This is a genomic window from Gluconobacter sp. OJB (genome assembly GCF_039638275.1).
Lineage (GTDB): Bacteria > Pseudomonadota > Alphaproteobacteria > Acetobacterales > Acetobacteraceae > Gluconobacter > Gluconobacter cerevisiae.
In genome coordinates this window covers 1,528,298-1,552,245 of sequence record NZ_JBDIWH010000001.1, presented here as the reverse complement: position 1 = coordinate 1,552,245, position 23,948 = coordinate 1,528,298, and the positions used below count along the sequence as shown (strand labels likewise).

Here is a 23,948-nt window from a genome sequence, read left to right as displayed (position 1 = left end):
CTGTGGGTTCCGAAAGAGGGCTGTGATAGGTTCGGAAAACAGAGAGTTCTGCTGGAGTATTTTACAGATGATACGTTTTAAGCATGTCACGATGGCCGCAGCTTTTGGGGCTGCGCTCGTTCTGCCGCATCTGGCGTCTGCAACGCCGTTGCCGGGGCAGGCAGCCTGTTGGCCGTCGAATGTCGGTGAAGACCCACGCCCGGAAATCAGCTGCCAGACCCTGTCGCCGGAATTCCTGCGCAAGCTGGAACATGCGACGCCTGCTCAGGTCGTCAAGCTGTTTGCGGTGCCGGGAAAAGATGGAAAGCCGACCTATTTTGAAGGCGTGGGCAAGATCCCGGGTTTCTATAACGGCTATGTCGAACTGGTTTACAACAAAGGCCATGTGACGAATGTGAGCGCTGTGACGACCGAGTTCCAGAAGAACGGCATGGCAGGCGATGAAATGGATTTCCGCTGGGATTCCGTGAAGGGCGAATGCTCGGACTTCCCCGGTTCAACCCATCGGTGCAACGCTGCCGAATAAGGCCTGATTTTCAGAAACCGATCTCTTCCTGCTCAGGGTGTAGCGGGAAGAGGGGTCAGGCCGAGGGGAGGCAGGACATGAAGCGTCGTCTTGCCGAAATATCGCAGGGCGGACTGCACTTCCCATCCGGTTCCACCCGCATGATAGGTCCCCGGCTCCCAGTGCCAGTAATAGAATGCGGGTGAGGCCGTGCCTTGCGAGTAGGTCATATCGGTCCCCGCCGACAGTCCGGACGCCCAGACATGGTGATGGGCGGCTTCTTCCAGCGGAAGGCCTGCGAGGGCGAGTGACAGGTCCGACAGGCGCCACCGCATTGTCCACCCTGCAAACAGCAGAAGTCCCGTCAGGGCACAGACCTGAAGGAGTGTTCCTCTCTTGTGGTCGCCGGAAGATATCTTGAATTTTTCCGATAAAACCGTGCTCAGACCCGCGGAAAGCAGCAAAATAAGAAGGACTGAAAGGTCCAGCCGGAACGTTTCATGGCGCTGGCAGCACAGAAATCCAAAGGCGTAGAACGCGGCGGCGATTGTCAGATACATCGTGCCCGCAAGCGCAATGGCGGGCGCTATGAGCGTCCGCAAGGCGGGGCGGATGCCGCATGACATGAATAATGTCGTAAAGGCGCCGGTCAGGATGACCTTCAGCGCCAGTCCGCTGGCGATGGCCTGCTTTGTGAACTCGCTACCCGAACTCATTTCGTTCGGCTGAAGGGCGATCAGCGTTTTCAGGAATGGACCAAAGGCTGCGGCAAGACTGGCTCTGATATGCCCGTGTGTGGGTGTGAACGGAAATCCACTTCCACCCATTCGGTGATTGAGAAGCATCTCTGCAGAAACGCAGAGTCCAACGCCTGTCGGCAAAAGCAGCCATCTGGACCGCCTAAATGCGACGGCCCGGCGATCGTATAGAATCTCAAACGCACGCATTCCCAACCAGAGCATTCCGAAAAATACTCCGGCTTCGCTTGATGTCAGAGCCAGGGCCAGCAGCAGGGCTTCAACCCGGGAAGAGAGGTTCTGACTGATTTTCAGCAGGATCAGTCCGCAGGCGACGGCAAGGACGGGAAGATGGGCGATGGTGCCCATTGGCCAGTAGAAGAAGTCTGCGGAAGGGTGACCGAGCATGAAAATGGCGGCAACGGATACCGCAATCAGCAGACGTGATGAGAAAGGAGCGTCGCTTCGGCGCAGGAAGGGCAGAAACGCTACTGCAGCGCAAAACAGCCATGTGAGGGCCAGAAAGAGCCAGGCCAGCGGCTTATGTACGGCATTGACGACTGTTCCGTAGGCAAAGATGACAATTTCTGAAAATGGGCGCGGGCTCCAGTGCAGCAGTCTGTCTGACAGGAATGCCAGACCATGCTCCCGGATATTGGCAAAGTAATCGTATTCGTCTCCCTGCCAGACAGAAGCGGGAAGAATGGCGGCCTGTAAGGCGATGACGAGGAGCATCACGCACAGGACGACGCCATAGGCTGTCCCCATGATGGTGGGTTCAGCGGAGCGCAAAGCTGATGATCGGGGAGGCGTCATGAGGAGTTCAGCGACAGACGTGGCAGTGTTCTGGGGTGATGCTGCGAAGATAGGCGGCGAAATCGCGAAAGACGGGAGCTCTCGGGTCCGATGCGCGCCAGGTCAGACCGATCGTGCGGCGCGCTTCGGGTTCAGGAAGCGGGCGAACGGTGATGAGATCTTCGAAATCTACGCGGTTGCGCAGTGCGAGCTGGGGAATGAGGGAGAACCCTTCACCTGCTCCGATCATGTACCACAGCATTTCAAGGCTGGTGGCCAGACGCTGTTCGCCCTCGCGCGGAACGGTCGGGCAGATGGACAGGGCCTGATCGCGCAGGCAATGCCCATCCTCCAGCAGCAGCAGGTCCGGGCGGCCGAGCTGGCTGAGGGAGAGTTTCGGTTTCTGCGCCAGTTCATGCGTGCTCGGAAACACGGCAAGAAAAGATTCCTCGAAGATCGGCGCACTTTCCAGAGCCTCGGAAGGTGCGGGCAGCGCCATGAGAGCGACGTCCAGTTCGCTGTTGCGCAAAGCGTGCACCAGCGTGTCCGTCATGCTTTCACGCAAGCGCAGGCTGAGCGCCGGATAATGCTCACGCAGGCGGGGCAGAAGGCCCGGAATGTAATACGGGCCGAGTGTGGGAATGACGCCGAGCCGGAGCGCGCCTTCCATGGGGCCGGTCTGAGCACGGGCGACTTCAAGCAGGTTGCGGGCTGCCGCGAGAACCTCCCGCCCGAGCGCGAGCAGACGTTCGCCATCAGGAGTCGGGGCGACGTGCCGCCGCGAGCGTTCGAAAAGGGTGACATCCAGAAGCTGTTCGAGCTTGCGGACCTGTTCGGACAGTCCCGCTTGGCTGACGCCGCAGCGTTCGGCGGCGCGGGAGAAGTTGCGCAGGTCATCAACCGCAACCACATATTCGATATCACGCAGGGACAGGCCGGAAAGGGGAACATAGCTCATGTCCCATAGATAGGACCGAATAACGTCGTGGGGAAGTGCGGTTTTGCCTGTTAGGGAAAAATAGCATCGCAGAAGGCTGTTTCCTGCGGGCAGGGTTCACATTATGATCGGGAGTCTTGATATCTTCATCTCATAAGTTCGGTTTTAGCGATCAGTCATATTGACAGGAACTGTTTCCTGTCCCTCTCTTTCTGTGTGACACAGAGTCCGCAACACAACACCAATCCAAGGTCAGGAGACAGTCTGATGGTTCGCATCAACTCCCCGCTGAAGCCCTTCTCTACCGATGCTTTCCGCAACGGTGAGTTCCTCACGGTCACGGACTCCGACGTTCGCGGCAAGTGGTCCGTTTTCTTCTTCTATCCGGCCGACTTCACATTCGTCTGCCCGACGGAACTCGAAGACCTCGCCGACAACCAGGCCGCTTTCAACAAGCTGGGCGTGGAAATCTTCTCCGTCTCCACGGACAAGCATTTCACGCACAAAGCCTGGCACGACACGTCTCCGGCTATCGGCAAGATCAAGTACACGATGCTGGGCGACCCGACGGGCGCGATTGCACGCAACTTTGATGTGCTGATCGAAGAAGCCGGCATGGCCGATCGCGGTACGTTCCTGATCGATCCGGAAGGCAAGATCCAGTACATCGAAATCACCGCCGGTGGCGTCGGCCGCAGCGCGACCGAACTTCTGGAGAAGATTCAGGCTGCACAGTACGTCGCAAGCCATCCGGGCGAAGTCTGCCCGGCGAAGTGGAAGGAAGGCAGCGAGACGCTCAAGCCGTCCCTCGACCTCGTCGGCAAGATCTGATCCTTCCCGGATCTGGTCAGGGTGGGGCTTTCGGGCTCCACCCGCTTCCGCCTTCTTCTGAAGACGGCTGTGCCGGACAGTCTTCCGGTTCCAAATATTCAGTCCCGTAATCCGGAGAAAAAAGATGCTTCAGGACGACCTGAAAACCCAGATGCGCGCCTATATGGAGTACCTGCGTGATGCGGTCGTGCTTGAGGCGACCCTTGGCGCGGATGCCCGTTCCACTGAAGTGCGCGGCCTGCTGGAAGACATTGCCAGCCTGTCCCCCAAGGTGACGTTTTCGGACAAGGGGCAGGGTTCCCGCACACCGTCTTTCGTCATCCGCCGCCCCGGCACGGATATTCAGGTCTGTTTTGCGGGCCTGCCGATGGGGCACGAGTTCACGTCGCTGGTGCTGGCGCTGCTGCAGGTCAGCGGTCACCCGCCGAAGATCGATGCGGATGTGGTCGAACAGATCCGCGCGCTGGACGGGGAGTTCCATTTCGAGACGTATTTCTCCCAGTCCTGCCAGAACTGCCCGGACGTGGTGCAGGCGCTCAATGCCATGAGCGTGCTGAACCCGAAGATCCATCACACCGCCATTGATGGTGCGGATTTTCAGGATGAGGTGGAGCGTCTCGGTATCCGCTCGGTCCCGCAGGTCTATCTGAACGGCGAGCCTTTTGCGTCTGGCCGGATGGAAGTGGCGGATATTCTGGCCAAGCTGGATACGGCTTCGGTCGCCCGTTCGGCGGAAAAGCTGAACGACATGGCACCGTTCGATGTGCTGGTGCTTGGCGCCGGGCCTGCTGGTGATGCGGCAGCGATCTATTCTGCTCGCAAGGGCCTGCGGACCGGCCTTGTGGCGGAGCGGTTTGGCGGTCAGGTCATGGATACGGCCGGGATCGAGAACTTCATTTCCGTGCAGGAAACGGAAGGGCCGAAGCTCTCGGCAGCGCTTGAGGCTCATGTGCGGCAGTATGATGTGCAGATCATCGCCTCGCAGCTTGCGGCCAAGCTGATCCCGGCTGAGGACGTCGGTGGTCTGCATCAGATCGTTCTGGAAAGTGGTGCCACGTTGCGTTCAAAGACGGTCATCATCGCGACCGGCGCGCGCTGGCGTCATCTGGGTGTGCCGGGCGAGGACGAGTATCGTACGAAGGGCGTGGCCTACTGCCCGCATTGCGATGGTCCGTTCTACAAGGGGCGCCCGGTTGTGGTGGCTGGTGGCGGCAATAGCGGTGTGGAAGCGGCTATCGACCTGGCAGGCATTGTCTCGCATGTTACGCTGTTGCAGCGCGGCGCGCATCTGAAAGCCGACAAGGTGTTGCAGGACAAGCTGTTGAGCCTGTCGAATGTCACGGTCCTGACCAATGCCCTGACCACGAAGATCGAAGGGGATGGCAAGGAAGTCACGGGCCTGACCTATAGCGACGGTGATGGTGGACTGCATCAGGTCAAAGCGGATGGCGTGTTCATTCAAATTGGTCTGCTGCCCAATTCGGAGTGGCTGAAGGGCGCGCTGAAACTCAGCCCGTATGGCGAGATCATCATCAATGATCACTGCGCGACATCCGTCCCCGGTGTGTTCGCAGCAGGAGATGTGACGACGGTTCCGTACAAGCAGATCGTCATTGCGATGGGTGAGGGAGCCAAGGCGTCCCTGTCCGCCTTCGATTATCTGATCCGTCTGCCCGTGACTGCAAAGGCCGGATAAAGAAAAGGGGGATTGGGGATTTTCAGGACGGGGTGTAGATTTCGGCTATGCATCCTTACCTGATCCCCCTTCTCACTTTCGCGGCTGCGGCTGCCGTTTTCACGATTACGCCGGGCCTCGATACGGCCATGACGCTGCGAACCGCTACGACGTCGGGCTGGAAGGCCGGTCTGGCCGCGGTTGTGGGGATCTGTCTTGGACTTGGGATCTGGGGGCTTGCGGCGGCATTTGGCCTGACGGCCCTGCTTGCGGCGTCGGAAACGGCGTTTACGGTCGTCAAATGGGCCGGTGCGCTGTATCTGGCGTGGCTTGGGATCGGGCTGATCCTCCATCCCCGGACGTCCCTTGGAACAGCAGATGCAGTGCCGGTACAGGCTGATGCCCGGGCGGCCTTTCGCCGTGGGCTGCTAACCAATCTGCTCAATCCCAAAGTCGGCATTTTCTACATGACGTTCATGCCGCAGTTCATTCCGCCGCATGTGAACGTAAAGGAGTTTTCGCTCCTTCTGACGGCCATTCAGGCGCTGTTGTCGTTCTCGTGGCTGGCGCTGCTTGTTGTGCTGACGGTGCCTCTCGGACGGTTTTTGTCGAGTGCGACGGTCGTGCGGCGTATGGACCGGCTGACGGGCAGTATTTTTCTGGCGTTCAGCCTCAAGCTGGCGCTGAGCCGCAGAGCCTGATCTTTTCAGACTCGCCCTTCGTCCCAAACTTCGGCATGTTGCGGAGTGTGGATGGAGGGGCAGATGAAGAAGGCTGTTGGGATGTTGGTCCTATTGGCTCTGGCAGGGGCAGCAGAAGCCGCCCCCTCCGAACAGGATGCGCTGTCTGCTAAGTTAAGCGGTGATACTACCTGCCAAGAGTTGGCGCATTTCTCTTGGGGCCACCAACCAGCTACAACGCTTCAAGTTCAGCATAACCACCAATTCTATCTGCATTTGATGGAAGATGATGGCCGTTTCCCCAAGAAATTTGCTGAAGAACACTACTGGGAAATAATATCTGATTTTCAGCAAGAATGCGCTCAACGGCCTGATGACCCTATTGGACTGGACATGAACGATATTGCTGTGAAAATGGGAATATTCAGTAACCAGTAGCGCAATTTCGACCTGTTTTCCCCGCCCTCGCGGGGATGAACTGGGTTTTGAACAGCCGCCGTATTCCCCGCTTTCCTCAGTCAGCTGAAGCCATTCCCCGCAGAACGTAAGGCAGGATACCTCCGTTGCGGTAATAGTCGGCCTCATCGACCGTATCGACACGGCACAGCAGCGGGACGTCCTGTGTGCTGCCATCCTGACGGGTGATCGTCATGGTCAGGGTCTGGCGCGGCGTCAGGGTTTCGATGCCGTGAATGGCGATCGTTTCCGTTCCGTCCAGACCCAGCGTTTTGCGCGTTGTGCCCGGTTCGAAGGTCAGGGGCAGGACGCCCATGCCGACGAGGTTGGAGCGGTGGATACGCTCGAAGCTCTCGGCAATGACGGCCTTGATGCCCAGCAGGCGCGTGCCTTTCGCGGCCCAGTCACGCGATGAGCCCATCCCGTATTCCTTGCCCCCGAACACCACGAGCGGCACGTCGTCCTCTGCATATCGGCTGGCGGCATCATAGATGGGCATCTGCGCGCCATCCGGCTGATGGAGCGTGACGCCGCCTTCGGTTCCCGGTGCCATCTCGTTGCGGATGCGGATATTGGCGAAGGTCCCCCGAACCATGACGCGGTCATTGCCGCGACGTGAGCCGTAGGAATTGAAGTCCTTCACCGCAACCTGATGCTCCTGAAGATACACGCCCGCAGGAGAAGAGGCCGCAATCGCACCGGCCGGGGAGATGTGGTCGGTCGTGATGTTGTCGCCCAGCAGTGCCAGAATCCGCGCGCCGGAAATGTCTTTCGTGGGCGCGGGTTCGGCGGTCAGACCGTCGAAGTAGGGCGGGTTCTGCACATAGGTCGAGCCGGGCTGCCAGTCATAGGTGGCTGAGGTTCCGGCAGAGGCCAGAGCCTGCCATTCCTTCGTGCCTTCCGTGATGTGGCTGTACCGCTCGACGAAGGCTTCGCGCGTGACGGCAGAACCGACGAGTTCTGCGATCTCATGATTGGTCGGCCAGATATCGCGCAGGTGAACCGGCGTGCCGTCGGGCGCATGCCCCAGAACAGCCGTCGTGATGTCCTCGCGCATCGTTCCCAGCAGCGCATAGGCGACGACGAGCGGCGGGCTTGCGAGATAATTGGCGCGCACGTTGGGAGAAATCCGGCCCTCGAAGTTCCGGTTGCCGGACAGGACGGACGTTGCGACCAGACCATTGCCTTCGATCGCGTCCACCAGTTCCTTCGCCAGCGGGCCGGAATTGCCGATGCAGGTCGTGCAGCCATAGCCGACCGTCTCAAAACCCAGCGCGTCCAGATCGGCGCTCAGATTGGCGCGATCCAGATAGTCTGTCACGACCTGCGATCCCGGCGCGAGCGATGTCTTGACCCAGGGCTTCGGCATCAGTCCGAGCGCGCGGGCCTTGCGGGCCACCAGCCCGGCCGCGACCAGAACGGCCGGGTTGGACGTGTTGGTGCAGGACGTGATGGCGGCGATGACGATGGAGCCATGTCCGATCGCATAATCCGTGCCAGCGACAGGAGCGATCTTGTGGATAGCGTCCGGTTTGACGCCGAGCGCTTCCGTCAGGGCTTTTTCAAAAGCCGGGGTGGCGGCGGAAAGTTCGATCCGGTCCTGCGGGCGCTTGGGGCCGGAAATGCAGGGCGTCACTGTGCCCAGATCCAGCGTCAGAACATCCGAAAAGACTGGCTCTGGCGTGGAGGCATCGCGGAACATGCCCTGCGCGCGCAGCCATGCTTCGGTCAGGGCAATGCGGTGTTCGTCACGGCCGGTCTGCCGCAGATAGTCGAGCGCCAGCGCATCGACCGGGAAGAAGCCGCAGGTTGCGCCATATTCCGGCGCCATGTTTGCGATGGTTGCACGGTCCGCGACCGGAAGATGATCCAGCGCCGGGCCAAAGAACTCCACGAACTTGCCAACCACACCTTTGGCGCGCAGCATCTGCGTGACCGTCAGGACCAGATCGGTCGCGGTCGTGCCTTCCGGCAGACGCCCGTCCATGCGGAAGCCCACGACATCGGGAATCAGCATGGAAATCGGCTGTCCGAGCATGGCGGCCTCGGCTTCGATCCCGCCAACGCCCCAGCCCAGAACGCCCAGACCATTAACCATGGTCGTGTGGGAATCCGTGCCATACAGCGTATCGGGATAAGCGTAGGTGACGTCGCCGACGCTGCCCGTCCAGACGACCTGCGACAGATATTCCAGATTGACCTGGTGGCAGATGCCCGCTCCCGGCGGGACGACGCGGAACTGATCAAACGCTTCCTGACCCCAGCGCAGGAACGCATAACGCTCGCCATTGCGCTCAAATTCCAGCGAAACGTTCTGTTGGAGCGCATCCTTGCGTCCGGCCACGTCCACCATTACGGAGTGGTCAATCACCAGATCCACAGGCACGAGCGGATTGACCTTCTGCGGATCACCGCCGAGCGAGACGATGCCGTCGCGCATGGCTGCGAGATCGACGACGGCTGGAACGCCAGTGAAATCCTGCATCAGAATACGCGCGGGCTTGAACGGGACTTCCGCGGTGGAGTGTGCAGCTTTCGTCCAGTCGACAATCGCCTGTGCATCTTCAACGCGATAGGTCGTGCCATCCGTAAAGCGCAGGACGTTTTCGAGCAGAACCTTCAGGCTGACGGGCAGGCGCGAAATATCGCCGAGTTTTTCAGCGGCGGCAGGCAGAGAAAAATAGCGATAGGAGCGCCCTTCAACCGAAAGGTCGCGCTGGCAGTCCAGAAGGTCGTGTCCAACCTGTTTCATGATGGGAATGGTCCTTGGAGGGCTGTCAGGGAATTAGTTGATGGCGCGCAGAAGGGCCTGCGTGACGTCCTGCGTGGTGGCCTTGCCGCCGAGATCGCGCGTGCGGAGGCCTTCGACCTGAAGGATCTGCTTCATCGCACCGTCAAGCCGTTCGGACAGGTCCAGCCGTCCGACATGGGCGAGCATCATGCTGCCCGCCATCATCAGCGCCAGCGGATTGGCGATGCCCTGTCCGGCAATGTCCGGCGCGGAGCCATGGACGGCTTCGAAGATGCCCATTTTTTCGCCGATATTCGCGCCCGGCGCCATGCCTAAGCCGCCCACGAGACCGGCCGTCAGATCGGACAGGATGTCGCCGAACAGATTGGTCGTGACGATGACGTCATAATTCTCCGGACGGATCACAAGCTCCATCGCGCAGGCATCGACGATACGCTCTTCAAGTACAACACGACCTTCGTATTCCGCGGCGACCTTGCGGCCTTCATGCAGGAACAGGCCGCTGAGGATTTTCAGGATGTTCGCCTTGTGGACGAGCGTCACCTTCTTGCGGTTGTTCTTGATGGCGTATTCGAAGGCAAAGCGGACGATCCGGTTGCATTCCGCGCGGGTATTGAACCCGGCGCCATAAGCCACGGCTTCAGGGTCCCCGTCCACAGCCATGTAATGCTCCATCGCGGCATACAGGCCTTCGATGTTCTCGCGAATCACGACCAGATCGACGTTCTCGTAACGGCCGCCGGGAACGATTGTCTGGGTCGGGCGGACATTGGCGTACAGGTCGAAGGCCTGACGCAGCGTGACGTTGATGGAGCGGAAACCCTTGCCGACGGGGGTGGTCAGCGGACCTTTCAGTACAAGGCCGGTGCGGCGGATGCTGTCGAGTGTAGCTTCAGGAAGGGCGGTTCCGTGCTGCTCGAACGCGCCGACGCCTGCGCTCTGGTGATCCCAGAGGAAGGGGGCCTCAAGGGCGTCCATAACGGTCGTGACCGACTGCATGATTTCCGGGCCAATTCCGTCACCGGCGATGAGTGTGGCGGGAATGGTCTTGGTCATGGCGCGTTCCTGTCCGGTCAAAAGAATATGTGTCTGTGACGCGGCGGAACTTAAAGAGATTTCGCGCCTGAACCAATGTTTGCGGAGGAGTTTCATCATACTTTAAAGGTATGGGATGATCGAACTCAGACATCTCCATGCTGTCATTGCCATTGCCGAAGAACGCAACCTCACGCGGGCTGCCGAACGGCTGGGAATCCAGCAGCCTCCGCTCACCCGGTTGCTCAAGGGGGTGGAGCAGGAACTGGGGGTTCAACTCTTCGAGCGTCATGCAAAGGGCATGCGGCTAACGTCCGCAGGCCGGAGCATGCTCAAGGGGGCATATGATGTCATCGCGCGTATGGATGAGACCGTCGAAGATGTCCGCCGGATCGTGCGGGGCGAGACTGGAGAACTGTCGATCGGGTTCACCAACTCTGCCCTGTGTCATCCCAGTCTGCCGGACATGCTGGGGCAGTTTCGCGAAACCTGGCCGGACGTGGGACTAACGTTGACGGAGGGCAATTCCAGCCAGCTTCTGGGAGGTTTGCGGGAGGATACAGTGGATGTCGCTTTTGTGCGGACGTCCATTCCCGATGTGTCGGATGTTGTGGTCGAACTGATCGTGGAAGAGCCTATGGTGGTGGCGGTTCCCCGAACACACAGATTGGCGAAAGACGCTCCGGCTTCAGGTCTGAAACTGACCGAACTCGAGAACGAGGATTTCATCCTGTATCAGAGCCAATATAATAATGGCTTGTACAAGACGATCGTGGATGCCTGTCTTGGGGCGGGTTTTACACCAAGGATTCACCAGAAGGGACCGCAGCTTCTGGCAGCCCTCAATCTGGTGGCAGGAGGACTTGGGATTTCCCTCGTCCCGCAGTCCATGCAGCAGCATCATGCGGGACAGGTAGCCTATATTCCACTGTCTTCCCGCACCGCCCTGACGGCACCGCTTTATCTGGTATTTCGCTCTGTCCGCATGACAGGCGCCAAGCTCTATTTCATTCATCAAGCCCGTCGCATCCGGCAGAACTATGGGCCGGTAGCCACCGAGTAACGTCCCGTAGGTTCAGGATTCCATCGGAGGCGTGAGGGAAGGATTTTTCTGGCCGGAGTCATTGATCCAGCTTTTGGTCAGCGTGTAAGCAACGGACAGGATCAGTGGGCCAATGAAGATACCGACAAGCCCCAGTCCGCCCAGCCCACCGATAACGCCAAGCATAATGAGAATGAGCGGAATGTCGGCCTGTTTGCGGATCAGGAATGGGCGCAGGACGTTGTCGATGACAATGGTAATGATCGTGACGGCAAACAGAAGTGCAGCAGGTGCGAGACCACGTTCAAAATAGACCCAGATCACGGCTGGAATGAGAGTAAAACCTGGGCCGCCCTGAAGCAGGCAGATCATGAATGTGGCGGCGGTGAGGATGCTGATCCAGGGTACACCTGCGAGTTTCATGCCGATACCGGCAACGGTAGATTCTACGACTGCAGTAACGGTGACGCCAAACGCCACACCCCGGATTGTACAGGCGGCAAGTTGCAACATTTCCTTGCCGCGATGGCCTGCCAGAATGGTGACAAGGCTATTCGCAACGGCAGTTGCAGCCTCCGCGCGCATGAGGAGGAAGCCGAGAATAACGAGTGTGAGAATAAATTGCAGGGCAAGAATGCTGAAGCTGCCTGCATAAGCCAGAAAGGTGTGGATCATCGTTTCTGGTGCAGGAATAATTTTTTGAATCATTTCCGGGAGCTGCATGTGCTGGACACGGTCCCAGAGCGGCGCAACATGCGGGCCAACCAGCGGAAGCCGGGCGAGCCATTCCGGTTCATCCGGAATGTGAAGTGATGAAGCAGTGGAGATCAGGGTAGCAATATCGCTGAAATGGCTGGAAACTGTTGTAATGGCGAGCCACAGCGGAAGAATGAAAACCAGCATTGCGATCAGAATTGTCAACGAGACCGCCGCCCGACGACTATTTCCGACGACAGTCTGAAGACGGCGTAACAGGGGCCAGGTGGTCACTGCGATGGTGACAGCCCAGATTGTGGCAGGAAGGAAGGGTTTGAGGATCCAGATGGCGCTGATGACAATTGCGCTTGCCAACAGTGCGACCAGAACGGAGCGGGTGTTGTCCTGCGGACCATTCTGGGAGAAATCTGGCATTGTGCGTCGGCTTTGCGAAATAGAAACAAGATATCGGAAAGATATGCGACTTTCAGGGGATGAGAAAGTCACATCTGGATGTGACTAAAAACTCTTCTAGGGATCTGTATTTCGCAGTTCTGTTTGTTGTGAAATATTGCGATCCGGAAAATTTCTTTTATTCAGCTTTTGGGAAGATCTCAAAAGTCGTTTCTAGAGATTTGGCTGCACCAATCGTTTTTGTGGCGGGAGCACGACCTCCCAGATTTTCAAGGTCATGCGCAATTGGTTTAATTGCAATTTGGTGAACATTTTCCGGTTTTCCCCAGAAATTAAAGCTGACGAAATTTACGTCAGGTTTTGGTCAGACTGCTCAAATATCTCTTTCGTCAGACCGAAACGACCATAAGACCTGCATCCGCATCTGATGGAAAGTTCGGGCAAGAGGGTGAGCGATATCTTGCTCTCTGATCACAGATTTTCTGATGTGGAGAGCCGTATGTCCTCGGTTGACAGTTACAACGCAACATTTAGCCCGATGAGCACGGGCGACCTCAACACTTCAGTCACCGGCCAGAACCTGAGCACGCAAACGGCACAGGAAATGGAGCAGGCCCTGATCCAGCTCCTGCAGGAAATGGAAGCAAGCGGCAACGGCTCGGGCGCGGGTTCGTCCGGTGCTGGTTCTTCGACGCCCACACCTGTCGGCAACACGGGTCTGTCTCTGACTGGTAACCTCAGCGACGACATGAAAACGCTGAAGACGCTTGTCGATATGAACGGCACGAACGGCAACACCCTTCAGCAGTACGCTCAGGCTGTTTCTTCGGAAGCCAGCCAGCAGGGTAACGGCCTCGACTCTTCCGTTGCGGGCAACATTGGCCGCAGCCTGTCGGATGGTACTTACGATCAGGGCGGCAGCAGCAATGCCATCAAGCAGGCTCTTCAGGGCAACAGCGTTGATGCGCTGAGCAACAATGTCGACACGATTGCTGATGCCCTGCAGTCCGGCAAGTCCGGCTCGGATGAGTTCAACAATCTGAATGCTCTGGCTCGCGAAGCTTCGAACGCCGGCAACAACAACCTTGCTGACGTTGCGAAGATGCTGGCCAGCGAAATTCAGTCCGGCACGTTCAACGGCAGCTCCGCTGCGTCCGAACTGAAGTCCGCACTGGGTTGACGCCCCGCATTCTGCCCCGCGCGCTTTCGGGGCGCGGGGAGAATGCAGAGCGTGTTCAGGCGTTCGTTACGAACGTCACGGTTTTCGGGAGTTCATGTGAGCTTCCGAATGGCGCCGAGAGAAAACGGCGCTGTTTTTAGTCACTAACAACGTCATGGAGAATAAAATGAGCGGTTCCATCTCTGCCAGCAGCGACTCAACCATGCAGCAGATCATGCAGCAGTCTGAAGCTATGGAAGACCAGAACCTGCAGAAGCAGGAGCAGATGTCTGAAATCTCCAACGCTCAGACGTTTGCGAACGATTTTGCCCAGACGATGGAAAGCAACGCGAAGTCTGCCTTCACGAAGGACTGATTTCCGCATCGTCGGACATGGCCTGCATGCCGGGGGCAGACCTCGTCATGCAGGCCATTTTTTGTTTTCATCAACAAGGGAATTATCCCTCCAGACGCGGGGCCGGAGCATGCTGGTTGTTCAGAACGGATTGCACAGCGATGCCGTCATGACGCTCGGCACAGAGGCTGTCATCGTCGGTTCAGGTCCGGATGCAACCATGGCGCTGCTTGATGATGGCATCGCAGCACAGCATCTTTCGATAAAGCAACAGCCTGACAGTATCTATCTGCTGCACGCTCTTGCGCCTGATGTCGTGGTGAACACAAAGCCGCTTCCGTCTGGCGAAAGCACGATCGTCACAGCCCCTGCGATGCTGCAACTTGGGCCGGTGTCTCTTCATCTGGGGGCGGATGGCACTCTCGAAGCCTCTGTGGAAGCCCTTCCGGGTACGAATCAAAATATTCCTGTATCAAAACGGAAAATCAATCCCACGCTCGCAATTGTCGGCGGGATGGCAACAATTCTGATTCTTGTCGTGATGCAGGCGTTGTCACATTCAGCGACGCCCGCGCGCAGAACAGATATCGTGTCTACCTCCCGTGCACCTGATCCGGAAACGGCTTCTTCCATCCAGCCACCGATCAACGATGTGGAGCTTGGACGTCTCGTCGTGCAGCAACTGACGAAAAATCATCTTCCCGAGTTGAAGGTCAGTGCGTCTTCCGGTGTCATCATTGTCGAGGGAAGTCTTTCGGTTCAGGAAATGAAGATATTCCGGGACGTCGAAAAATGGTTCGATGCATCTTTCGGAACGCAGGCCGTATGGGTCTCGAACGTCTCAGTTGCGCCAGAGGCTGCGCCGGTTGATGTGCCCATCCAGGCCGTCTGGAGCGGAAAAAATCCCAATATTGTCGTGCATTCGCAGCGCTATCGGGTGGGCACTGAAATTGTCACAGGATTGTCTCTTTCAGAAATACGGAAACATACCGTAATAATGCACAAGGGTTTACGGCCTGTTAACTTTCAGTACTGATCTGCTTCACCGGTAGATCAGCCGGAGACAGTATAGATGGTTCAGAGGGTCTGGTCTGAAGGCACTGTTCGTCTCGACCGCGCTCTGCAGGATCTGTCGCTTCAGCATGACGACAGTCTGTTGAACGCTGAAGTTGCTGCCCTTCGCCAGACGCTTGCGCCTGAAAACGCACTGTCCGAAACCATCGATCCGCCCACTGTCATTGGCGCGGTGTACGCCCACATCATGCCACATCTCCGTAACCCGGCGGTTCTTCTGCCATCCCGCAGACAGGAACTGCTGCGACGGCTGGAAGAACAGGCTTCCTCACGCTCCAGCACAGCACCTGTCGTCCCCGGTGGGTTGGAGACGCTCAGGCATGAGCTTGCGGCTCTGGAGCAGTTGCTCAAGGCGTCCAACAGTCTGATCGGCGGCTAGGCATGGAGAGCGATCAACGCGATCTTTTGCTGTCTCTGGCCTATCTCTATATCTGCTGCGGACGGCCCTGGCGGGCTCTGCCCATGCTGCTGCTGGTGCTCGCCCAGCGCACGGGAGACCGTGAATGTCTGCGAATGCTGGCGCATGTCTATACTGTCATCCGCCGCAGTGAACTCGCCCTCGTCGTGCTCGACTGTCTCGACAGGCTTGAGACTACTCCCGATGCGGGCAATGCCCTTCTGAGAGCGCGGGCGCTGCATCAGCTTGGTCGGCTGGACGAAGCGCGGACCTGTTTTGCGCACTATACGCGGAACGCTGCGGCATGAAGCATCTCACGCCCTTTTTCCGGGTCATGAGCCAGCGGCAGGATCTGGCCCTCGTTCTGGTGCTGGTCCTGACGATCGGCATGCTCATCATGCCGCTGCCCGCAGCCTTTGCGGACGTGCTGATCGGATGCAATCTCAGCCTGTCGGTCCTGCTTCTGATGGTGGCCGTCTATCTGCGGTCGCCGCTGGATCTGACAGCGCTTCCCGGCATGATCCTCGTCTCGACCGTGTTCCGGCTGGCGCTTGAAGTCACGGTCACGCGGCTTATCCTCACGACGGCGGATGCCGGGGCGATTGTTGAAACGTTCGGCGAATTCGTCATTGGCGGAAACATCGTCGTCGGTCTCGTCGTTTTTGCCATCGTCACCACTGTCCAGTTCATCGTCGTCACAAAAGGCACCGAACGTGTTGCCGAAGTGGGGGCACGCTTTACGCTCGATGCGATGCCCGGCAAGCAGATGAGCATCGACAGCGATCTGCGGTCGGGCGATATCGACGCGATCGAGGCTAGACGCCGTCGCACGGAACTGGCCAGCGAAAGCGCCCTGCATGGTGCCATGGATGGCGCCCTGAAATTCGTGAAGGGCGATGCGATTGCCGGGCTGATCATCATCGTGGTCAATCTGGTGGGCGGGATCGGCATTGGTGTGGCGCAGCATGGCATGGCGATCGGTCAAGCCATGCAGACCTACACGCTGCTGACGGTTGGCGATGCTCTGATTTCGCAGATTCCGGCGCTTCTGCTGTCCATCACGGCGGCCGTCGTGGTCACGCGCGTGGGCGGTCATGGCATGGATCTGGGCCGCGATATGGCGACCCAGCTTACCGCAAACAGCAGCGCCCTGCGCGTGGCGTCGGTCGTGCTTCTGGCGATGGGGCTGATCCCCGGTTTTCCCAAACCCGTCTTCCTTATTCTGGCGGCAATTTTCTTCTGTGGCAGCCGCCCGGACTGGAAGGGCCTGACGAACCGCGTGTTCCGACGCTCCGCAGAAACGCATCCCGGTGCGCAGGACGATGTCTTCTCCGCCGCCTCACCGGCGGGACAGGCCAGCACGACCCTTCAGGAAAACTTCACCCCCCTGATGGCGATTACTCTCAGCCAGAAGCTGAACGTCACTCTGGATCAGGGACGTCTGACCCGTCTTCTGGCGCGCGTTAGCATGGAAATCGGCAACGATCTGGGCTTCCAGTTTCCCCCGCCCACGCTCCGGCAACGCGACGACAGCGGGGATCTGCGGTTTTCGATCGATCTGGAAGACGTTCCCATTGAGGAGCATGAGCTCCGCAAGGACTTCCTTCTGCTGCACGACGATCCGGTTCATCTGGACCTTGCCGGAATAGATGGCGAGGAAGGCGTTGCTCTGCTGACCAATGATCCGTCCCTCTGGGTTCCCTCCGTCAGCGAAGGGCGGCTCCGGGCGGCGGGGATAGGGTTTCATGATCATGCCGGGATCATTGCTTTCCGCTTCCGTGCTGCGTTGCGTCGCCATGCCGGGCGTTTCCTTGGGCTTCAGGAAACGCGGCAGATCGTCCAGCGCGTGGAAGCACAATATGCCGATCTGACGCGCGAGGCCACGAAACTCGTGCCCGTCCAGCGTCTCGCCGAAGTTCTCAGGCGTCTCGTGGAAGAGGATGTGTCGCTGCGTAACATGCGCCTTATTTTGGAAACGCTCGTGGAGTGGGGCGAGACCGAAAACAAGGTGCCGATGCTGGCCGAACATGTCCGCAATGCCCTGTCCCGTCAGATCTGCCACCGTTATGCGACGAACCACAGGGCGATCCCCGCGATCGTTCTGTCGCAGGCAACGGACCAGCTTCTGCGACAGTCCGTCCGCGAAACACCAGCCGGTTCGTTTCTGGCGCTGGAAGTGGATGCGTCCCAAAAACTTCTGGAGGCCGTCCGCGAGCGTCTGGCCAACGCCCCCGGGAAATCCGGTGCGGAAGCGGAAACCACCAAACCCATCATCGTGTGTTCGGTCGACACGCGACGCTTCGTCAGGGGATTCCTGATCCGGAACGGCTTCGACAACCCCGTTCTCTCGTATCAGGACCTTGCCGACGAATTCCCGGTCCATCCCATCGCGTCCATCGGAACGGACGTGTTCGGGGCCGATGCAGCCATTGCCAGACAGCAATGACAGATCAACGGATTTTGCAGGAGAAACGCACATGAGACTGATGATCATGTCCCCCGATAGCGGGTATGCCGACAGCCTTGCCAAAAACCTTCAGAGCGCCGGTTTCGGCGCGGATGTTTTCACGACGCTCGACGATGCCAACGAGGCCCTGACGGCTTCGAATTACAGTCTTGTCCTGCTGGATTCCACAAGTGGCGATGGCGTCTATAGTGTCTGGTGGCAGGCGCGCTGTCGTTGCCGGCGACATGACGGCGACGAATTTCTTGTGCTCATTGCCAATTGTCAGGACGAGCGGATCGCAGCTCTTGAAGCAGGCGCGGATGACAGTGTAACGCGCGATGTGAGTTCGCGCGAACTGGTCGCACGTGTTCGCACCATCATGCGTCGTCCTCGCATCCGTTCGGCCGAACAGCATCAGTTCAGCGACCTCACACTCTGCACCGCCACACGTGAAGTGCGGGTCGGCAATCTTGAACTCACACTCCAGCGCCGCGAGACGCTGATTCTGGAATCCCTGATGCGCCGCCGTGGTCACGTTGTGCCCCGGGCCGGACTTGAACATGACGTTTATGGCGCGCAGGCCGAATATTGCCCGAACTCCCTTGAGGTCCGTGTCAGCCGGATCCGGCGGCAGCTTGCAAAGGCACGCTCCCTTGTGACAATCGAATCTGTGCGCGGCGTGGGTTATCGTCTTGCGGCACGGCTCGACAAGGATATGGGGCTGACACAGTCGCAGGAACTTACGGCATGATGAGCAGGGACAGTTTTTCAGTATGATTTCAGGCCGTTCAGCACACGATATACGCTTCTGGCAGATCGCCCGTACAGGCGCATTGCAGGGATCATTTCTGTTCCTGAGCGTTGCCAGTGTCGCGCTGACCACACAAAGTGCAGCCGCACAGGTGCAGGCCGCCCGACATGGTGGCTCCATGACGCTGTCTGTCGGAGGAGCGCAACTGATCCAGCTCCCCCGCGCGGCTGGCAATGTCATGATCGCCGATCCGACGATTATGGACGTGCAGTACACCGATAATGACGGCCTGTTCGTCTTCGGCAAGAAACCCGGCCATACAACGCTTATTGTGTTGGATCAGAGCGGCCAGAAAATGATTTCCGGTGACGTGACGGTGACGTTCAACATGGACGCGATGCGCGCCATGATCGCCAAGGAAGGCGGCCGGAATGTTCAGGTTCAGATGTCGCCTGAAGGCGTTGTGCTGTCCGGATCGGTTCCGGATGCCAAAGCGGCCGCGCATCTCGAGGCCCTGGCCAGACAATATGGCGGAAGTGGTGCGAAACTGATCAACCGTCTGACGATCGGCGAGCCGGTTCAGGTCAATCTTGTGGTGCGGGTCGCGGAAGTGCAACGGCAGCTTTCGCAGGATCTGGGCTTTAACTGGACAACGGTTTTCAACGGAGTGGGCTCTTTCGCCATCGGTGCCGCAACAGGTGGACTGAGTGGTGTTCCCAGCGCCATCAAGGCGCTGTCGAGCGCAACCAATGCGCTTTCGGGGAGCTATACGAGCGGAGGGTCTTCCGTCACGGGCACACTGGACGCCATGGCGACGGAGGGGCTTGCGACTATGCTGGCGGAACCCAACCTCACAACCATGTCCGGCGAGACCGCGAAATTCCTGTCCGGCGGGCAGTTTCCGGTTCCGATCCCGCAGGGTCTGGGGACTGTCGGGATTACCTACAAGAATTATGGCGTCAGCGTCGATTTCACGCCGACGGTTCTGTCTGACGGGACGATAAGCATGCATGTCGCTCCGGAAGTCAGTTCCGTTTCTACCGAAGCCTCGGAAGGGGCGTATTCCATTTCCGGCAGCAGTGTTGTTCCCGCAATCCGCACCAACCGGGCCGACACCACCATCCAGCTTGCATCGGGTCAGAGCTTCGCCATTGGTGGGCTGATTTCAAACGATGCCAGTAATACCATCTCCAAGGTGCCAGGGCTGGCGGATATTCCGGTGCTCGGATCGCTGTTTCGCTCCACGTCGTTCCAGCGCAACGAGAGCGAACTGCTGATCGTCGTCACGGCCTATATCGTTCACCCGTCCGATCGTGTCCCGGCGCTGCCGACCGACTATATCCGTCCGACATCCGCAATCGAGGCGCTGTTGCTCCGGCGCTCGGCAGCCACCGCAACAGATGCCCCCGATCCTACACGTATGCCTCATCTTCAGGGCGCGGCCGGGTTTCTTTACGAATGAGACACGCGCTTTCCGCCCTTCTTGCACTATCGCTGGCCGGATGCACATTCAGCGGTACCCATTCGTCCGGCTCGCCGCCGCCGCTTTTACTGGGCGTCAACCAGCATCGCATTCCTCTTGAGGCCGCCAACGCAGATAGCGCGCTTGACGCCGCACTCACCAAGCTGGGTGATCCGCGTGCCGTCCATGCCACGATCAACGGCGCAGATCCGCGAACTGCGGCTCTCGTGACGCATGCACTTGTCCGTGCCGGTGTGGAGCCGGCGCGGATCCGCGTGGTCCACGATGCGTCCGACACGCTTGTGCTCAGGGCCTATGTCGTCGCGCAGCCCGATTGTCGTCAGGCCGTCCGTCCGTCCTGGACGGGGGATACATCCGAAAGCCTGTATCCGCTCGGGGAGTGCCTTCAGGCTGCAGCCCTGGCCGCGGAAATCGCCAATCCGGGAGATCTGCTGGAGCCCGCGCATCTGCAACCGGCCAATGGCGCGCGGTTTGGCCGCGTTGTGGAATTGTGGGAGGCGGGGATGGATCGCAATTCACAGAACAGAACGCCTGCGACGTCGAATTTCCCATCTGCCATCGGCGGTGGAGGCACGGGGGGGGCCAGTTCGTCTGCGACGACTGGAAGCGACAGCCCGGCAACATCCACAGACGCCACGACGCAGAACGATGCGTCTCAGTCTCCCGCTGCGGATGAGGCGGCATCCACGCCCTGAGCAGCGTGCAGGAGCGTATAGAACCTCATGTTCTGCTGGATCTGTTCGCTGCTGAGTGCTGCGGAGCGTGCAGATTGCCGTGCGTCTGATAATTTGCCTTCAAGAGCGTAAACGATCGCCAGATTTCCATCGATCGTGGAAAGCGAGGCTGCCGAAGCCCCGCGCTCCACGGCCTGCGTCCGCAGAGCCAAAAGCTCAGTAAGTGCTTGACGTGGCTGCCCTGCAAGGGCTTCCGAAAGGGCGAGGTCATTCGCAGCGGCGATATTGTTTGGGTCAATCCGCAGCGCATCGCGATAACTCTGACGCGCACCCTGTGCATCTCCGGAAATTTCATAGGAAATCCCCAATGCCACCCGTAAAGGAGCGGAATTGGGGTTTTGCTGGATCACGGGGAGCAGAACCCCGATCGCTTCCTGCGAACGCTGTGAGGTATTGAGTAACTGGGCGAGCAGCAGCGCAAGGCGCACGCGCTCGGCAGATGTCGCGTTGGCTTCGGCACTGTGAATGGCCTCGATCGCCTCGTTCGTTCGCCCCTGATGCATGAGCGCTTCGGCGTACGGCCCCACATAATCCGGTTGTCCGGGACGCAGGGCAACGGCGCGGCCATAAAAGGCTGCGGCGGTCGACCACTCTCCACGCGCGCGCGCACTGTCACCGACTTTCATCATGCTTTGCGGGTTTCGCGACGCCTGTCGCTCCCGCGCGACATCCTGTGCGTTATGCGAAGCGTTTGACACGCATCCGGCAAGGCAAACCGTCATGATGGAAGCAAAAAACACGGTACGTGACGGAAAAGAAACCCGCATGAAAAAACTTTCGTAACGAAGCGCAGAACAGCTCTGAGAGGCGCAACCTATCAATCTTATCCGGCGCTGACGATTTCAGGCGGCCTCCTGAAATATGGAATTTTTTTGACAGATCCCGAAGGCCGGATTCCCATCAGAGTATTATGGTTCCGTGAAACCGGATCAGCACTTTCAAATGTCAAAACCAGATCAGGATAAAGACAGACTGCTCTCTTACAGAATGAAAGCACGCCGATTTGCCCCTCTGTCCCGGTCTTTTAGCATTTCGGTGATGAGCGCAACATTGATTCATGGAGAGAGCCAGAGATGCCCGGTAGAATCGGATCCAGCGAAATTGAGCCGCATACGCCTGTAACCCACGTTGGCGAAAGCACCTCCACCCCTCACAACGAAATTACGAGTTTCAACGAGACTCTTCACAACACGGCGCCAAGGCCTCCCAGCTCCGTTTATTCGCAAAATTCGGAAATCCATCCTGCATCGATAGCGTCTGAGCATGTGCCTGCCGTGCACACCCCTCATATTGAACCCGAGCCCGCTATCGCAGAACCGAAGGCCAAGCCCACCAAGTCCAAAAGCGACAAGGCGAAGGATTTTGGCGATAAATTTGACAAGATTCTGAAGCCTCTCACCGTTCCGCTGGGGTCCCTCACGCAGATTACCAGCCTGGTCAGTTTCATCCAGGCTCAGGAAGCCAAGAACAAAGACTCCTCCAGCAGCTCCAGCCCGAAGGGCGGGGAAACGACCGGCGAAACGGGTCAGCCGGATCTGGCTCCCATTCCTTCCCAGCCGGCCTCCTGAGGATATAGCGCGCTCCTCTTCCCGGTCAGAATTTCTGATCGGGAATTCTGCCGACGAACGGACTAGGAAAACTGGTCAAATTCGTCGGCAGCGCATTTTTCAGGAAATCCCGAGTTACTTCGAAACTTCCTGAACGGCACTTCCTCGAAAAATCTTGACTGTTCGATGCCCCGCGCCCGGTCCGCTGAGGGACTGGATCGTCTGGCTGACGCGATCGCGCAGATCGGGCGGCCCGAAGATGCTCACTGAACGCCCGTGATCATCGGTGTGGATCGCATAATGAGGTTCCAGCATTTTCTTTGCGTCGATAACCCGCATCAGCGCCGCATACGACACGCCGCCAAGCGGAAAGGACTGGGTGGTCGTCGCGGATGATGGTGTGACGTGCAAGATGTTGCCATCATAATACCAGTCCAGCCTGTATTCGGCGGACAAAGCATTCAGAAATGCCAGAGGCGTCTCAGCGGTAAAGCCTGAGCGCACATTCCCCTGAATGGACGGGTCCACAACAACGCGCAGATTCACATCTTCACAGAACTGGGTCAGGACGTCGAGCAAGGTCTGATGGATGACCGTATAGCGCCCCTGATCGGGAAGCGGCAGCGGCTCTGCCCTGACGCTGCGAGGCAGTGCAAACATGGCAGAGGCCATCAGAACGCCCGAAAGAAATCGCTGGTGCAGCGTCATCGTCTTTTTTGAACTGCAAGTGGAGTTCTGCTTCATCTGTTCTTCTATAGACCGCGCACAGAAGCCCGACAATTCTTGCCGACTGCATGAAGACGCTTTCCGGCGGTCCATTTTAAGGTCAGGTTCAGATCAGCTTTCGTCCCTAGGATTGATCCCGATAGGTCCGGGCCTGTTGCAGGAAATCGTTCGGGGTCGCAGGTATGACAGGCATTACGGGATTGGATGCGACAGCGCTGGCCCAGCGCTCCCTCACTGACCAGACAACCGGGATGACGGCAGGCGTATCTCCTGTCGGCGAAGATCAGCTTGCTTTCCTGCAAAGCACGCCCGCACGTCAGACATACGAGACGCAGTCCATCTCCACGACAGACACACTGGGAGATCAGATCCTGTCAGGACTGGGGCGGATCAGTAGTGCCTTTTCAACGCTCAATGCGCTGGCGCCGACAGTTATTCCGGCAACAGGATCGGGACATCTGGCTCTTCCGCAGGGCAGTTTGGGAGTTCCGGGACTTTCAGGGTCTTCCAGTGCCGCTCCCGCAGGGAAAGTGGACGAAAAAACTGCTCCCCTCAATAGTCTCTTCGAAAAAGTCGAGCAGGAGGGGGTTGCGATGTATAACGAAGCCCTGACCCGCCAGATGGCATTCACCAATTCCGAATTCGAAACCCATATCATCACCGTGTCGTCACAGAACATGACATCCACGCTGAAGAGCCTCCTCACACAGGGAGGATGAGG

Annotated in this window: 24 protein-coding genes; 17 read left to right on the top strand and 7 right to left on the bottom strand. The window is 58.5% G+C overall.

Annotation, left to right across the window (positions count from 1 at the left end):
• Window positions 1-67 precede the first annotated feature (67 nt).
• On the top strand, window positions 68-526 hold the full coding sequence (locus ABDK74_RS07135; protein ID WP_228120688.1) for a hypothetical protein: 459 nt from the start codon (window positions 68-70) through the stop codon (window positions 524-526).
• Between the two features lie 32 nt (window positions 527-558).
• Here the strand turns inward: ABDK74_RS07135 and ABDK74_RS07130 are convergent, their stop codons facing one another.
• Together ABDK74_RS07130 and ABDK74_RS07125 are read right to left on the bottom strand one after the other, a co-directional pair.
• Window positions 559-2,058: a hypothetical protein gene (locus tag ABDK74_RS07130; protein WP_346003278.1), complete on the bottom strand. Its 1,500-nt coding sequence runs from the start codon at window positions 2,056-2,058 to the stop codon at window positions 559-561.
• A 7-nt stretch (window positions 2,059-2,065) separates the two neighbouring features.
• Window positions 2,066-2,995: a hydrogen peroxide-inducible genes activator gene (locus tag ABDK74_RS07125; RefSeq protein WP_346003277.1), complete on the bottom strand. Its 930-nt coding sequence runs from the start codon at window positions 2,993-2,995 to the stop codon at window positions 2,066-2,068.
• A 246-nt stretch (window positions 2,996-3,241) separates the two neighbouring features.
• Here ABDK74_RS07125 and ahpC point away from each other — a divergent pair, with 246 nt between their 5' ends.
• From ahpC to ABDK74_RS07105, 4 genes are all read left to right on the top strand, one after another.
• Window positions 3,242-3,805 (top strand): alkyl hydroperoxide reductase subunit C, encoded by a 564-nt coding sequence (gene ahpC, locus ABDK74_RS07120; protein ID WP_346003276.1) that lies wholly within the window; start codon window positions 3,242-3,244, stop codon window positions 3,803-3,805.
• A gap of 124 nt (window positions 3,806-3,929) precedes the next feature.
• Complete coding sequence (gene ahpF, locus ABDK74_RS07115; RefSeq protein WP_346003275.1) at window positions 3,930-5,501, top strand: alkyl hydroperoxide reductase subunit F; 1,572 nt, start codon at window positions 3,930-3,932, stop codon at window positions 5,499-5,501.
• Between the two features lie 47 nt (window positions 5,502-5,548).
• Entirely contained in the window at window positions 5,549-6,181 is a 633-nt protein-coding gene (locus tag ABDK74_RS07110) for a LysE family translocator (protein ID WP_099285624.1), read from the top strand.
• A gap of 63 nt (window positions 6,182-6,244) precedes the next feature.
• Window positions 6,245-6,598, top strand: coding sequence for a hypothetical protein (locus ABDK74_RS07105; protein WP_346003274.1), 354 nt, complete (start codon window positions 6,245-6,247; stop codon window positions 6,596-6,598).
• A gap of 76 nt (window positions 6,599-6,674) precedes the next feature.
• Here ABDK74_RS07105 and acnA read toward each other — a convergent pair whose 3' ends face one another.
• Both acnA and ABDK74_RS07095 read right to left on the bottom strand, forming a co-directional pair.
• Window positions 6,675-9,368 carry an aconitate hydratase AcnA gene (gene acnA, locus ABDK74_RS07100; RefSeq protein WP_346003273.1) on the bottom strand — a complete coding sequence of 898 codons (2,694 nt, stop codon included), beginning with the start codon at window positions 9,366-9,368 and terminating at the stop codon, window positions 6,675-6,677.
• Between the two features lie 33 nt (window positions 9,369-9,401).
• Window positions 9,402-10,424 (bottom strand): isocitrate/isopropylmalate family dehydrogenase, encoded by a 1,023-nt coding sequence (locus ABDK74_RS07095; protein ID WP_346003272.1) that lies wholly within the window; start codon window positions 10,422-10,424, stop codon window positions 9,402-9,404.
• A gap of 115 nt (window positions 10,425-10,539) precedes the next feature.
• Here ABDK74_RS07095 and ABDK74_RS07090 point away from each other — a divergent pair, with 115 nt between their 5' ends.
• Window positions 10,540-11,466 (top strand): LysR family transcriptional regulator, encoded by a 927-nt coding sequence (locus ABDK74_RS07090; protein ID WP_346003271.1) that lies wholly within the window; start codon window positions 10,540-10,542, stop codon window positions 11,464-11,466.
• Window positions 11,467-11,478: 12 nt separating this feature from the next.
• On the opposite strand, the gene ABDK74_RS07085 is transcribed toward ABDK74_RS07090, so the two are convergent.
• Window positions 11,479-12,576: an AI-2E family transporter gene (locus tag ABDK74_RS07085; RefSeq protein ID WP_346003270.1), complete on the bottom strand. Its 1,098-nt coding sequence runs from the start codon at window positions 12,574-12,576 to the stop codon at window positions 11,479-11,481.
• A gap of 478 nt (window positions 12,577-13,054) precedes the next feature.
• Between ABDK74_RS07085 and ABDK74_RS07080 the strand changes: the two genes are divergently transcribed.
• The 9 genes from ABDK74_RS07080 to ABDK74_RS07040 all read left to right on the top strand — a co-directional run bounded on the left by ABDK74_RS07080 (window position 13,055) and on the right by ABDK74_RS07040 (window position 20,915).
• A complete protein-coding gene (locus tag ABDK74_RS07080) occupies window positions 13,055-13,735 on the top strand; it encodes a hypothetical protein (RefSeq protein ID WP_194253802.1) in 681 nt (226 codons plus the stop codon).
• Between the two features lie 166 nt (window positions 13,736-13,901).
• Window positions 13,902-14,090 carry a hypothetical protein gene (locus tag ABDK74_RS07075; RefSeq protein WP_146792858.1) on the top strand — a complete coding sequence of 63 codons (189 nt, stop codon included), beginning with the start codon at window positions 13,902-13,904 and terminating at the stop codon, window positions 14,088-14,090.
• A 109-nt stretch (window positions 14,091-14,199) separates the two neighbouring features.
• Entirely contained in the window at window positions 14,200-15,105 is a 906-nt protein-coding gene (locus ABDK74_RS07070) for an FHA domain-containing protein (RefSeq protein WP_346003269.1), read from the top strand.
• 36 nt (window positions 15,106-15,141) lie between these two features.
• The gene (locus ABDK74_RS07065; protein WP_099285616.1) at window positions 15,142-15,522 is read left to right on the top strand and encodes a hypothetical protein; all 381 of its coding nucleotides are present in this window, start codon (window positions 15,142-15,144) and stop codon (window positions 15,520-15,522) included.
• 2 nt (window positions 15,523-15,524) lie between these two features.
• Entirely contained in the window at window positions 15,525-15,848 is a 324-nt protein-coding gene (locus ABDK74_RS07060; protein WP_206034183.1) for a hypothetical protein, read from the top strand.
• Complete coding sequence (sctV, locus tag ABDK74_RS07055) at window positions 15,845-17,986, top strand: type III secretion system export apparatus subunit SctV (RefSeq protein ID WP_346003268.1); 2,142 nt, start codon at window positions 15,845-15,847, stop codon at window positions 17,984-17,986. The genes ABDK74_RS07060 and sctV overlap by 4 nt, the downstream gene beginning before the upstream one ends.
• Window positions 17,987-18,017: 31 nt before the next feature.
• On the top strand, window positions 18,018-18,737 hold the full coding sequence (locus ABDK74_RS07050; protein ID WP_346003267.1) for a response regulator transcription factor: 720 nt from the start codon (window positions 18,018-18,020) through the stop codon (window positions 18,735-18,737).
• Between the two features lie 22 nt (window positions 18,738-18,759).
• Entirely contained in the window at window positions 18,760-20,199 is a 1,440-nt protein-coding gene (locus ABDK74_RS07045; protein WP_346003266.1) for a type II and III secretion system protein family protein, read from the top strand.
• Entirely contained in the window at window positions 20,196-20,915 is a 720-nt protein-coding gene (locus ABDK74_RS07040) for a hypothetical protein (RefSeq protein ID WP_346003265.1), read from the top strand. Before ABDK74_RS07045 ends, ABDK74_RS07040 begins: the two co-directional genes overlap by 4 nt.
• Here the strand turns inward: ABDK74_RS07040 and ABDK74_RS07035 are convergent.
• On the bottom strand, window positions 20,876-21,652 hold the full coding sequence (locus ABDK74_RS07035; RefSeq protein ID WP_346003264.1) for a tetratricopeptide repeat protein: 777 nt from the start codon (window positions 21,650-21,652) through the stop codon (window positions 20,876-20,878). The genes ABDK74_RS07040 and ABDK74_RS07035 overlap by 40 nt on opposite strands.
• 576 nt (window positions 21,653-22,228) lie before the next feature.
• Between ABDK74_RS07035 and ABDK74_RS07030 the strand changes: the two genes are divergently transcribed.
• Entirely contained in the window at window positions 22,229-22,522 is a 294-nt protein-coding gene (locus ABDK74_RS07030) for a hypothetical protein (RefSeq protein WP_215748001.1), read from the top strand.
• A 114-nt stretch (window positions 22,523-22,636) separates the two neighbouring features.
• Here the strand turns inward: ABDK74_RS07030 and ABDK74_RS07025 are convergent, their stop codons facing one another.
• Window positions 22,637-23,245: a hypothetical protein gene (locus ABDK74_RS07025; protein ID WP_346003263.1), complete on the bottom strand. Its 609-nt coding sequence runs from the start codon at window positions 23,243-23,245 to the stop codon at window positions 22,637-22,639.
• A gap of 164 nt (window positions 23,246-23,409) precedes the next feature.
• Between ABDK74_RS07025 and ABDK74_RS07020 the strand changes: the two genes are divergently transcribed.
• The gene (locus ABDK74_RS07020; RefSeq protein ID WP_346003262.1) at window positions 23,410-23,946 is read left to right on the top strand and encodes a hypothetical protein; all 537 of its coding nucleotides are present in this window, start codon (window positions 23,410-23,412) and stop codon (window positions 23,944-23,946) included.
• Window positions 23,947-23,948: the final 2 nt, after the last annotated feature.